At 62.9% G+C, this 12,645-nt stretch carries 10 protein-coding genes; 4 read left to right on the top strand and 6 right to left on the bottom strand.

The annotated features are described in order from the left end of the window. Positions 1–19: 19 nt before the first annotated feature. The gene (locus tag PRJ_RS13565; RefSeq protein WP_010954123.1) at positions 20–1,006 is read right to left on the bottom strand and encodes a DNA-binding protein; all 987 of its coding nucleotides are present in this window, start codon (positions 1,004–1,006) and stop codon (positions 20–22) included. Positions 1,007–1,237: 231 nt separating this feature from the next. Here PRJ_RS13565 and PRJ_RS13570 point away from each other — a divergent pair, with 231 nt between their 5' ends. Continuing rightward, the gene (locus PRJ_RS13570; protein ID WP_010954122.1) at positions 1,238–1,810 is read left to right on the top strand and encodes a bifunctional pyr operon transcriptional regulator/uracil phosphoribosyltransferase; all 573 of its coding nucleotides are present in this window, start codon (positions 1,238–1,240) and stop codon (positions 1,808–1,810) included. A 142-nt stretch (positions 1,811–1,952) separates the two neighbouring features. Here the strand turns inward: PRJ_RS13570 and PRJ_RS13575 are convergent, their stop codons facing one another. The 4 genes from PRJ_RS13575 to PRJ_RS13590 form a co-directional block, all read right to left on the bottom strand. Continuing rightward, on the bottom strand, positions 1,953–2,843 hold the full coding sequence (locus PRJ_RS13575) for a universal stress protein (RefSeq protein WP_104961666.1): 891 nt from the start codon (positions 2,841–2,843) through the stop codon (positions 1,953–1,955). A 28-nt stretch (positions 2,844–2,871) separates the two neighbouring features. After that, on the bottom strand, positions 2,872–4,491 hold the full coding sequence (gene groL, locus PRJ_RS13580; RefSeq protein ID WP_104961667.1) for a chaperonin GroEL: 1,620 nt from the start codon (positions 4,489–4,491) through the stop codon (positions 2,872–2,874). 108 nt (positions 4,492–4,599) lie between these two features. Then, a complete protein-coding gene (locus PRJ_RS13585; protein ID WP_104961668.1) occupies positions 4,600–6,882 on the bottom strand; it encodes a heavy metal translocating P-type ATPase in 2,283 nt (760 codons plus the stop codon). A gap of 6 nt (positions 6,883–6,888) precedes the next feature. Next, positions 6,889–7,143: an outer membrane lipoprotein OprI gene (locus tag PRJ_RS13590; RefSeq protein ID WP_104961669.1), complete on the bottom strand. Its 255-nt coding sequence runs from the start codon at positions 7,141–7,143 to the stop codon at positions 6,889–6,891. Between the two features lie 190 nt (positions 7,144–7,333). On the opposite strand from PRJ_RS13590, the gene PRJ_RS13595 reads away from it, so the two are divergent. From PRJ_RS13595 to PRJ_RS13605, 3 genes are read left to right on the top strand one after another with little or no spacing between them, the layout of a single operon-like run. Then, a complete protein-coding gene (locus PRJ_RS13595) occupies positions 7,334–7,981 on the top strand; it encodes a BON domain-containing protein (RefSeq protein ID WP_104961670.1) in 648 nt (215 codons plus the stop codon). 26 nt (positions 7,982–8,007) lie between these two features. Continuing rightward, a complete protein-coding gene (locus PRJ_RS13600; protein WP_104961671.1) occupies positions 8,008–9,789 on the top strand; it encodes an ATP-dependent metallopeptidase FtsH/Yme1/Tma family protein in 1,782 nt (593 codons plus the stop codon). Positions 9,790–9,817: 28 nt separating this feature from the next. Next, positions 9,818–10,243 carry a potassium channel family protein gene (locus tag PRJ_RS13605; protein ID WP_027917281.1) on the top strand — a complete coding sequence of 142 codons (426 nt, stop codon included), beginning with the start codon at positions 9,818–9,820 and terminating at the stop codon, positions 10,241–10,243. A 7-nt stretch (positions 10,244–10,250) separates the two neighbouring features. Here PRJ_RS13605 and PRJ_RS13610 read toward each other — a convergent pair whose 3' ends face one another. Next, a complete protein-coding gene (locus PRJ_RS13610; protein ID WP_104961672.1) occupies positions 10,251–12,626 on the bottom strand; it encodes a phosphoketolase in 2,376 nt (791 codons plus the stop codon). Between the last annotated feature and the right edge of the window lie 19 nt (positions 12,627–12,645).

Below are 12,645 nucleotides of genomic sequence, written 5' to 3' on the forward strand. Positions count from 1 at the left end.
CCCGCCAGGAAAAGTTTGATTAATCTGCAACCGAGGCCAATTGCGCCCGACATTGCGCCAGCGCCTCATCACGCGCCTTCAACTGCTCCTCAAGCCACTGCAACTGCCGCGCCTGCTCGGCGCACACGTCGCGCCTGGCTTCAAGGCTCTGGGCTTGCACATCCAGCTGCCGACGCATCTCTTCGCTGGCGCCTTGTGCCTGGGCCAGGATGGTGCGCAGGCCCTGGATCTGCGCATCGCGTTGTTCCAGCAACTCATCCTGCGCCCGGCATTCGCTGGCCGCCTGACGATGCTCTCCCAGCAGACGCTCATTGTCACGGTGCAAACGGGTAAGTTCGTCCTGCTTGACGATCATGCCCTGCTGCAACTGACGTAATTCCACCTGCATCTGCTGCAACTGCGCTTCGTGGCGGCGCTGTTCCTGCTCGCGCTGTTCACGGCTGGCATTGCGGTAGTGCTCCAAGGCGTCGCGGGCATGGCGGTGCTTGTCCTCCAGCGACTTGACCTGCTCGTCCTTGTCAGCCAGGCGCACCTGCAACTCACCCAGCGACTGGTTGAGGCTGGCACTGCGCAGCTGTTCGGCCTGCAGCGTGCTTTGCGTGGACAGCAGTTTTTCGGTTTCCGCGGCCAATGCCGCTGCATCGATCTTGTGTTGCTGATGCGCTGCGGCCAGTGCCTGCCGGGCAATTTCCAGCTGCGCCTCAAGCTGCTCGCGCTGTTGAGTGAACGTGCTCTCGGCCTGCTCGATCTTCAGGTCGGCCTCGTCCTGCAGCTGCGTTGCCAGTTGCCCGACCAGGCGGCTCAGCACATCGCTCAGCGCGACCCCGCCTTCGGACGCCACCGGCTGCTGGCCGTTCAGTTCCTTCAGGTAGCGGTGAATCGTGGTTTTGGAGCCGGTGTTGCCCAACTCGATCCGTATGGCATCGATGCTGGGGTTCTCACCCCGGGCGATCAGTGCCTGACGCGCCTGCTGCACTACCACCTTGTTGATACCGCCACGGGCCATGCTTGCTCCTACGATTTTGTACTGTGTTATGTAACATGTAATTACGTACCAATTATGGCGATAGCAAACCCCTCCTGCAAACATTTCCTCAGGTGGAATAATCACGGCTTATCGCATGTGATGCGCAAAACGGGCTTGTTTTCGATTCGATCACTTGGCTTTTATCAAGCCCACCTCAAGGTGCCCGGGTAGGCTCCCGAACAGAGTGATATCCAATAAAGGAAGAACACCATGAATCGCCCCGCTCCATCGAGGGTTCGCCTGTATGACGAAGACGATCTGGACAGTGTGCTGCGCTCGATGGCCCGCCAGGCCATGGCCTGCTTGCCTACGTCTGAAGTCGCGCTGGTAGGCATTCAGCGGCGTGGTGAGCCGCTGGCGCAGCGTCTGCAACTGCACCTGCAAGCACTGAACGGTGCTGCGCCATTGCCGCTCTACCCGATCAAGGTCAAGCGCTATGCAGACGACCTGAGCCTCTTGCATGCGCATACTCAACTCACCGAAAACCCGGAACTCGCCAAGCTCGACCTTGCCGGAACCACCTTGCTGGTGGTCGATGACGTGCTCTACGAAGGGCACTCTCTGCTACGCACCTGCGCCTACCTCGCCGAACTGGGTGCGCGCCACCTCATCAGCGCGGTGCTCGTCGACCGCCACGTCTGCCGCCAACCGGTGCATGCCGATATCGTCGGCATTCATCTGCAGGTCGCGGCGCAGGATATCGTCGAATGCCATGTGCCCCCCTACGAGGGGCAATTCTGCGTGGAGGTGGTGCGCCACGGCCGAACAGGCGATACCGCCTGATTCAACGGCCGGGTGCGGGGCCTTCTCGTCAGGGTTGAGAATCAAGGCCTCCAGGCGCTACCTTGCACCGGGTGGTGCTGAGCCACTGACTACCCGTCGCCAACCGTTCGTCGTTCTTGCAGTCGTCGTTAGCCGCACAGCCCTACACCACCAGAATATTGCAAGGCACCTGGTACAACACATGCTCGGTGGTACTGCCGAACAGACGGTCCAGCCCCCGTGCAATTGGTCGCCCCATGACCAGTACGTCCACCGGCTGTGATTCGACGTATTCGCTGAGCACCGGGACCGGGCGGCCGAGCACGAAGTGGCAGCGTTCCGGTGGTGCGCCGAAGCGTTCGGCCAGTTTCCTGAAATCATCTTCCAGCGCTTGGCGCATGGGCTCGGCAATGTCACCGATGGCCCAGGCGGCATAGCCCATGTCGCCCATGTAGGCCATCGACAGATCGCAGGCGTGCAGCAGGTCCAGTTGCGCCCCTGTCTGCAAGGCCAAGGCACTGGCCTGCTGGACGATGCTGTCATTTCGGGCTTGCCCCTCTTCCGAGGTGTCGGCCACGTCCACCGCCGCCACGACCTGGCGCGGCAACGTCGGCCGGTTGGCCCCGAGCAGGTAGACCGGGACCGGGCAGTGGCGCAACAGTTGCCAGTCAAGCGGGGTGAAGAAGGCGCGCTTGAGCGCGGGCTCATGCTCGACCTGCTTGAGCAGCAGGTCCGGTTGCATCTCCATGACGTCCTCCAGGATGTCATCCTGCAGGTCATTGCTCCACGCCACCTCGGTCGTCACCTGCACGCCGGAGGCACGCAGCGCGTTCGCCTGGGTTTCCAGCTGTTGCTGCTGAGTGTGCCGGTAAGCCTCCCGCTCCGTTTGGTGCTTACCGGACTCCAGTAGCCAGAGTTTGTCCAGTGCTTCGAGCAAGGCGACGATGTGCAGGCTGGCCGATGCGGATCGGGCCAGTGCACCGGCCTGCTCCAGAGCGACCGCCTGGTGCAGCATTGGGCGCATGATCAGCAACAGGCGTTGATAGTGGCTCATGATTGCCTCCAATGGTGGGCCGGCCTGATCACTCAGGCAGCTGGGGTTGCATCAGGGGGGCGGTCTTTTCCGGGATATCGGTCATGGTGGCTTCGGTCAGCAGCAGAATGCTGGCGACCGAGACCGCATTTTCGAGGGCGACGCGCACCACTTTCGTAGGGTCGATGATGCCCGCCTCGTACATCTCGACGTACGTATTGGATGCGGCATCGAAGCCTATGCTGCCCGTTTCGGCCAGCATGCGAGCCACCACGACGCCCGCATCCACGGCGGAATTTTCAGCGATCATCCGTGCTGGCGCTTCCAGTGCACGCCGCAGGATCTGCAACCCCGTGCGTGTGTCGCCTTCATGGCTGGGCTCCTCGGCAAGCAAGGCAGGCACAGCCTTGAGCAAGGCAAGGCCACCACCGGGCACGATGCCCTCGGCAATCGCTGCGCGGGTAGCCGCCAAGGCGTCATCCAGAGCGTCCTTGCGCGCTTTCATCTCGGCTTCGGAGGGTGCGCCCACGCGGATGACAGCCACGCCACCGGTAAGCTTGGCCAGGCGTTCCTGAAGCTTCTCCCGGTCGTAATCACTGGTACTGGAGGCGATCTGCGCACGGATTTGCGCGACACGCTCGGCCACGGCCTCCTGCGTGCCTTTGCCTCCGACCAAGGCGGTGCTGTCTTTGAGCACCAGCGCACGGTGAACCTGGCCCAGCTGGGACAGTTGCAGGTGGTCGAGATTGACGCCCAATTCAGCCGACACCACTGTGGCGCCCGTAAGTACAGCTATGTCTTGAAGCATTTCCTTGCGCCGATCACCATACCCGGGAGCCTTCACCGCCACGGCGCGCAACACTCCGCGAATCTGATTGACCACCAGTGTGGTCAAGGCTTCGCCGTCGATGTCCTCGGCGATCACCATCAACGGCTGGCCGCTCTTGGCCACCTGTTCGAGCAATGGCAGCAGGTCAGCCAGCGCACCAATCTTGTGATCGCACAGCAGTACACACGCATCGGTGAGTTCGACCTGCATCTTTTCGGTGTCGGTGACAAAGTACGGGGACACGTACCCCCGGTCGAAACGCATGCCATCCATGATGTCGACCACGGTTTCGGTGGTCTTGGATTCCTCCACGCTCACCACGCCTTCCACACCGACCTTTTCCAGGGCGTCGGCGACCAGCTGACCGATCAAGGGGTCGTTGTGGGCGGACAATGTGGCCACCTGGGCTTTTTCCCGGGTCGTGTTGACCGCACGCGACTGCGCCAGCAATGCCGCCTGAACCAGCGCCAGGCCCTTGTCCAGGCCGCGCTTGAGGTCGATGGCACTGGCCCCGGCCACCACGTTTCTGACGCCATCGGCAAGAATTGCCTGGGCCAGTACCGTCGCCGTGCTGGTGCCATCGCCGACCGCCTCCGCCGTGCGCTCGGCTGCCTGGCGCAGCATCTGGGCGCCGAGGTTCTCGTCAGCGTCCTGCAAGTCGACGCGTTTGGCGATGGACACGCCATCGTTACAGACAGTCGGGCGACCCCAGGTGCTCTGCATCAGCACCGACTTCGACTTGGGGCCCAAGGTGATGCGTACGGCATCGGCGAGCTGGGTGGCGCCACTGAGGATCTTCTCCCGTGCCGCTGACCGAAAAAGGATTTTGCTGTGCGGCATGATTTTCAGCTCCCGTGCAGGGCAGCGTGATTGACTGCTGCCAGCATCCGGCTTACGCCGCCCTTGGCGCTTGATTTTTATCAAGCGTGCGAACGCATGCAGCGTCGCTCAATGTTTGTCGAGGTACCGATACAAGGCTTCTTCCTGGTCGAAATGCAATTTCGCCAAGGTATCCAGGCGTATGAGCTGGTGCTGGATTTCGTCGGCGCTCGGGTGGGCGGCGGCCTGGGTGAAATCCTCGCTCATGCGCGTCAGCAAATGGATCAGCCTGAACATTTCCCGGTGGGTATGGCTGAGCGGCGAGAGCGGATCCTCGCCCCCCATGTAGCGGCTCAACAAAGGGTATAGCCGCTGCTCGTCATCCCGCTCATGGCGCTCCAGCAAGCCATGCAGGGCGGCGACAAGGCGCCCGAGGTCGGCCCGCGCCTGCGGCGCAGGGCGGCTGGCAAAATCCCGCGCCATCTGGCTCAGTTCGGTCAACAGACCGTCCAGTTGCCGATGCTCGTCCTGCATGCGCTGCAGGCTCGCGGCGGGCAACCCGTTGCGGCCATCGCCGGCAACCGGGCCGAGGGCGCGCAGGGCATTGAGGATGATCAACAGGTCGATGCCTTCCTGCAGTATCGCCCCCATCACCGCAGGCAGGTAGCCGGCCGCAGCGCACAGCATGGCCAGCAGCGAGAGGCTCATGCCCACCCACACGCCTTGGCGGGCAATGCGCACGGCGTGTCGGGCGATATCGAGCGCTTCGATCAAGCGATCCAGCCTGTCGACCAGCAAGACCACGCCGGCTGACTGCGCCGAGGCCGTCACACCGGACGCCCCCATGGCAACCCCGACATCGGCGGCAGCCAGTGCCGGCGCATCATTGATGCCATCCCCGACCATCAGCGTGGGGCCTTTTTGGCGACCCTCCTGAACCAGGCGGACCTTGTCCTGCGGTGAAAGACCAGAGCGAAGCGCATCGATACCCGCCGTCAATGCGATCATTTGCGCCGTCTGGGGGCGGTCGCCAGTCAGCATGACAATCTTGTCGATCCCACGTGCTCGAAGCCGGCGCAGGGTCTGGGGTGTTTCCCGTCGCACATCGTCGGCCAGCCGCAGCATCGCTTTCAGTTCGCCATCCACGGCGACGAAACTGCCACTGCTGGCCAGGTAGTCCAACTGCTGCAAGCACGCCTGTGCCCAATGGCCCGCATCCCTGCCCTGCTGCACGTAAGCCAGCAGCCCCAAGCGCACGCCTTTGCCTTGCACCTGGCCGGCCAACCCTTGGCCTGGAGCCTCCTGCACCTGTTCCGGCGCCGTCAGGGTAAGGCCCCGCGCGAGGGCAGCGTCGACAATAGCCCGAGCGATCGGATGGGTGGATGCCTGGGCCAATGACGCGGCCCACTGCAAGACCTGCAGCGGCGCGCCCTCCCCGTTGAGTTCGATCGATTGCAAGCGAGCGTGACCGCTGGTCAAGGTTCCGGTCTTGTCGAGAAAGACCTGGCGGATCCCGGCAAGCGCCTCCAGGACCGCGCCATCGCGCACCAGAATGCTACGCCGCGCCGCTCGCGAGATGCCCGACAGCACGGCAATCGGCACCGCCAGTATCAGCGGGCAAGGCGTGGCGACCACCAGCACCGCCAGCACGCGCTGCGGGTCGCCACTGGCCCACCAGGCAAGCGCGGCGATCAGCAACGTCAGCGGGATGAAGGCCAGCGCGTAGCGGTCAGCCAGGCGCACGAAGGGCGCCCGTGACTGGCGTGCCGCCTCGGCCAGGCGCACGATGCCGGCATAGGTGCTTTGCGCCGCGGTCTGCGTGGCAACCAGCAGCAACGGCGCGCCGACGTTGCACACCCCGCTGGCCACCGACTCGCCGCAATGGCGAGTGACGGGTAACGACTCCCCGGTCAGTGCCGCCTCGTCCAGCGTGGCCAGTGGACTCTGCAGGCGCCCGTCCACTGGCACGATTTCACCCAGGCGCACCAGCACGGCCTGACCTGGCCTGACCTGGTCCACCGCAACCTCACGCAGCCCGTCCTGTTCCTGGATCCAGGCACGTTGCGGCGCGCGGTCGATCAGCGCGCGCAGTTCGCGCTCGGCATGACGCACACTGAACGCTTCAAGTGCGCGGCCAGTGGCCAGCATCAGCGCGACCACCGCAGCCACTAGCATGTTCTCCAGGGCCAGCGCGGCGCCGATCGACAACAAGGCAATCAGGTCGATCCCCGCCTCCCCCCGGGCCAGGCGCCTGAGCATTTCCACCGCCAGGACCCCGGCCATGACCAGGCCGCCAGTGGCCCAGGCCAGCGCGGCCCAGGCAGGCCGCTGCGCCGCGTAGGCCACGCCGCCAGTCATCAAGGCCAGCAGGCAGACCACCAACAGTATGGGGTCGAGCCATCGACGTAGCATGGCGGGCTACTTGCGTCTGGCTTGCTGGCGCAGCTGCTGCAACTCATCCTGAGCCTGGATCGCCCGTCGCAGTGCCTCGTTGGCGGTCTGCTCGACCAGATCGATGCGGTAGCACACTTGATCTGCGCGCAACCGTGCAGTGGCGGCATTGTCCTCCGCCGACTCCAGGCGCGCATCGTATTCCTCGGCGCGCCACGCCGTGCAACCGGACGCGATAACCAGCAGCAGGCCGGCCAACCCGCAAAGCACATAACGTCGCATGTCAGTACCCTCGTGCATGCCCAGGACACGCTGAGTATCGGGGGCGGCGTGCGCCCGAGCCTGACATTTGTCAACCGCGAGCGGCCTGTTCACCGGGTTTGACCTTTATCAATCGCGCTCCCGGGCACAAGGGTAGAAACAAGGACTCAGGGCACTTGAGCCCCTCCCCTGTCCGCTACCGGAGCCGATCATGAACGACCTTGACCTGCGAGACCTTGTGCTCGAAGAGCTGGAATTCAAACCTGATATCAATGCCGCCAGCATCGGCGTGACGGTGCAGGACGGTGTGGTCACCCTCTCCGGGCACGTCAACAGCTACGCCCAGAAAGTCAATGCCGAGCGCACGGTCAAGGCCATGAAAGGCGTGCGCGGGCTGGCCGAGGAGATAGAGGTACGCCTAAACAAGCTCGAAGGGACCGCTGACGACACGATTGCCAGCCGTGCCCTGAACATCATCGCCTGGAGCTCGGACGCCAACGTGGAGGGCATCAAGGTCACCGTGCAAAAAGGGACGGTAACCCTGGAAGGCCAGCTCGACTGGCAATACCAGAAGGAAGTGATCGAACAGGCGGTCTGGCGCCTGTCGGGCGTGGTTGGCGTGCACAACCGCATCACCCTCAAAGCCCGGGCCGACGCGGTCGATATCAAGCGCCACATCGAGGACGCACTCAAGCGCAGCGCTGAAATCCAGGCCGAAGGCATCCGCGTCACGGTCAACGGTGGCGTGGTCAAGCTGGAAGGCAAGGTGCACTTGCTGCGCGAGCGAGAAGTGGTCGAGCGTGCGGCCTGGTCAGTGCCGGGCGTCAGCAAGGTCGAAGATTATCTGTTGATCGCCTAGCGCCACCGCGCCGAGGAGAGATGGCCATGAACAAGGATCAACCCTGGAAGCTCTACTTTCTGGCAGTTGGCCTGGCGGTGCTCGCTGCCGTGCAGTTCGGCCTGTTCAACCCGCCAGCCGTGCAAGCCATCCCTTATAGCCAGTTCCTGCAATTGCTCGATCAGCAGAAGGTCAGCGACCTGCATATCGAGCATGACCGTATCCTCGGCAGGCTGCAGGAGCCGATCAATGGCCACTCGGTGTTTACCACCGTGCGCGTAGACCCGGCACTGAGCGAGCAGCTGGGACACTCTGGAGTGGCGTTCTCTGGCGTCGTCGAGGACAGCACGGTATCGACCGTGGTGGGCGCGTTGATGCCGCTGTTGATGATGCTGGTGCTGTGGTACTTCCTGTTCCATGGCCTGGGGCAGAAACAGGGGTTGGGCGGGTTGATGGGGGTGGGCAAGTCGCGTGCGCGGGTCTATGTCGAACACGACACCCAGGTGACTTTCGCCGACGTGGCCGGTATCGACGACGTCAAGGGCGAGCTGACCGAGATCGTGTCCTTCCTGAAAAACAAGGCGTGGAATGCGCGCCTTGGCGCCCATGTGCCCAAGGGCACGTTGCTGGTAGGCCCACCTGGCACCGGCAAGACCCTGGTCGCCAGGGCCATTGCCGGGGAAGCGGCGGTGCCGTTCTTCTCGATCTCCGGTTCGGAGTTCGTGGAGATGTTTGTCGGCGTGGGGGCCGCACGGGTGCGTGACCTCTTCGATCAGGCCCGCCAGGCCGCACCTTGCATCATTTTCATCGACAAACTGGATGCCCTGGGCAAGATGCGCGGCGTCGACAGCTTTGGCGGCAATGACGAGAAAGAACAAACCCTCAATCAGTTGCTCGCCGAGCTCGACGGTTTCGACCCACGTGAAGGTGTGGTGCTGTTGGCCGCGACCAATCGCCCGGAAGTGCTGGATCCGGCGCTGCTGCGTGCCGGGCGCTTCGACCGGCAGATTCTCATCGACCGGCCCGACCGCAAGGGCCGCCTGGCGATCCTGAAAGTCCACCTGCACAAGATCATCTACAAGAATGACCTGGACTGCGAGCGGATTGCCGAGATCACCCCGGGCCTGACGGGCGCCGACCTGGCCAACCTGGTCAACGAGGCTGCCATCGTTGCCACCCGGCGGTCCAGCCAGTGGGTCGAGTTGCAGGACTTCACCGCTGCGGTCGAGCGCCTGGTGGCGGGCGTTGAGCGCAAAGGCAGCGTATTGCGCAGCGACGAGCGTCAGGTGGTGGCGTACCACGAAATGGGCCATGCCCTGGCCGCCAGTAGCCTGCCGGCGATGGACCCGGTGCACAAGGTGTCGATCATTCCCCGGGCCGCGGGTTCACTAGGTTACACCCTGCAACGGCCGACCGATGACCGCTTCCTGATCAGCGCGCAGATGCTGCGCGACCGCTTGGTCGTGCTGATGGCCGGGCGCGCCACCGACATTGCTCGTCAGTTGGTCACCCGTTTCGGCATGAATCCAGTGCTGGGCCAGCCGGTACTGGAGCGGCAACAAGCCGGCTTTCTGAGCGACTCGGTACTGCCCCAGGCGCACAAGGACTACTCCGAGCAGACCGCGCGCGAGATCGACCTGGCCATCCGCGGCTTGCTGGAAGAAGCCTATGGTCGCGCCCGGTCGTTGCTGGAGCAGCGCCTCCACGACCTGTATGCAGGCGCGCGCCTGTTGCTGGCGAAAGAGTCCATCACACCCGAGGAGTTCCCCGCGTTGCTGCCACAAGCCAGTGAGCCTGCCACCTATGTGTTGGTCGATGCCACGAAATGAACCACCGATCCTGGGCAGGGTACCCACGATGCTCTCTGTCACGCTGATCAACATGCTGGTGGTGATCCTGGTGGTGATCATTCATTACGAATGCCTGCTGCGCTTGAATGACTGGCTCCCTCGGCTCAAGCTCTGGAGCCGTTTTCGCATCGTGGCAGGCGTATTCGGCGCGCTGCTGGCGCACGCTGTGGAGGTGTGGTGCTTTGCCCTGGCCTATTACTTGATGGCCCATGCCCCTGGCTGGGGTACGCTCAGCGGCAATTTCGACGGGAGTTTCCTGGACTGCGTGTATTTCTCCTTCACCACCTATACCACGATAGGCTTCGGCGACATCGCCCCCACCGGCCATCTCAAGTACCTGACCGGCCTGCAGGCCTTGACGGGCCTGGTACTGATCACCTGGACCGCCTCGTTCCTGTTCCTGGAAATGCAGAAGTACTGGAAGGCCAAGTAGCGCTGGGTCAGGCACCTGGGGGGGAAGTCCATCGCCATTGCGCAACTTCAGGCATGTCTTCGCCATGTTCGATGAGGTAGAGCTTGTGCTTCTCCATCGTTGCCCAATAGCGGGCTCGGGCCTGCTCGAGCTGAGGCTGCAAGCGTGGCACGCGCTCGAACACATCGAGCAGCAACTGGTAGCGGTCCAGGTTGTTGATGACTGCCATGTCGAACGGCGTGGTGGTTGCGCCCTCTTCGCGAAAGCCCCGCACATGAAACCGTTGCGGATTGGCGCGCTTGTAAATCAGGCGATGGATCAACGCCGGGTAGCCGTGGAAGGCGAAGATGACCGGTCGATCTTCGGTGAACAACCCATTGAAGTCGCTGTCGGACAGCCCGTGAGGATGCTGTTGCGACAGTTGCAGCGCCATGAGGTCAACGACATTGACCACCCTCACACGCACGTCTGGAGCCTGCTCTTGCAGCAGTGTAACCGCCGCCAGTACCTCCAGTGTCGGCACATCGCCCGCGCAGGCAAGCACCACCTCGGGCATCTCGTCATCATGGCAGGCCCAGCCCCAGCGCCCGATACCTGATTGGCAATGCAGGGCGGCCGCTTCACTATCGAGCCATTGCCACTCCATCTGCTTGCCGGCGACGATCACATTGATGTACCCACGGCTGCGCAGGCAATGCTCAGCCACCGACAACAGGCAATTGGCGTCGGGGGGCAGATAGATCCGCGCAAGATTGGCCTTCTTGTTTGCCAGCAGGTCAAGCAAGCCCGGGTCCTGGTGGGAGAAACCATTATGGTCCTGCCGCCAGACATGCGAAGTCAGGAGGATATTCAATGAGGCGATCGGCTTGCGCCACGGCACCTCGGCAGCTGTCTTGAGCCATTTGGCATGTTGGTTGATCATCGAATCGACGATATGGATGAAGGCTTCGTAGCAGGAAAACAGCCCATGGCGGCCCGTCAGCAGATACCCCTCCAGCCAGCCTTCGCAAATGTGCTCACTGAGGATCTCCATGACCCGCCCCTGTGCCGAAAGGTGTCCATCATCGCTGGCGTGAGCATCCAGCCACACCTTGTCGGTCACCTCGAATACTGCATCCAGGCGGTTGGACGCTGTTTCGTCAGGGCCGAACAGGCGAAAATTCTGCGACGCAAGGCTGTTCTTCATCACATCGCGCACATACCCGCCCAGCACTCTGGTCGACTCGGCCCGCACCTGACCCGGGCCCGGCATCGGCACGCAGTAATCGGCGTAGTGCGGCAGGTCCAGTGCCCGCAACAATAGGCCGCCGTTGGCATGCGGGTTTGCACTCATGCGCCGCCGGCCAGTCGGGGTCAGCGCGGCCAACTCAGGCAGCAATGCGCCCTGTGCGTCAAAAAGCTCATGGGGACGGTAACTTTCCAGCCATTGTTGCAGCTGCAGCAGGTGCGGCGGTTTGCCAAGGTCCGACAACGGCAACTGATGGGACCGCCAGGTGCCCTCTACGCGTTGCCCATCCACGTACCTGGGCCCCGTCCACCCTTTGGGGGTACGAAGAATCAGCACCGGCCACAATGGCCTGTCGATCACCTGCGGGTCTTCGGCATGCCGCGCGAGGCGCTGGATCTGGCTGATCTTCTCGTAGATGACTTCCAGCGTCCTGGCCAACGCACGATGGACGTCCATGGGCTCGTCACCCTCGACAAAATAGGGATCATAACCATAGCCATACATGAGGCTGGTCAGTTCCTCCTCGCTGATCATCGACAGCACGCTGGGGTTGGCGATCTTGTACCCGTTCAGATGCAGGATGGGCAGCACCGCGCCATCGCGGGCGGGGTTGAGGAACTTGTTGCAATGCCAGCTGGCAGCCAGTGGCCCGGTCTCCGCCTCACCATCACCAATGACGCACGCCACGATCAGTTGCGGATTGTCCAGGGCTGCACCATAGGCATGGGCCAGCGAATAGCCCAGTTCGCCCCCTTCGTGAATGGAGCCAGGCACATGAGGACCGACATGGCTGCCAATGCCATAGGGCCAGGAAAACTGCCGAAAAAGCCGGGCCATTCCAAGGGCGTTGCGCTCGACCGATGGGTTGAGCTCGGTGTATGTACCGTCCAGGTACGCCTGAGCGACCAGAGCAGGGCCGCCGTGGCCAGGGCCCGTGACGAACAGCACATTGAGGCTGTACTGGCGAATCAACCGGTTCAGATGGGTATAGATGAGGTTGAGCCCCGGCGAAGTCCCCCAGTGGCCCAGCAGCCGAGGCTTGACATCAGCCAAGGTCAACGGCCTGGTCAGCAAGGCATTGTCCTGCAGATAGATCTGGCCAACGGTGAGGTAGTTTGCCGCCCGCCAATAGGCGTCCAGGCTTTCGAGTTCTTCAGTACCGGGGAAATCACTCATGCCAGCCTCCTTTCGTCAT

It is taken from the genome of Pseudomonas sp. XWY-1 (assembly GCF_002953115.1).
Lineage (GTDB): Bacteria > Pseudomonadota > Gammaproteobacteria > Pseudomonadales > Pseudomonadaceae > Aquipseudomonas > Aquipseudomonas alloputida.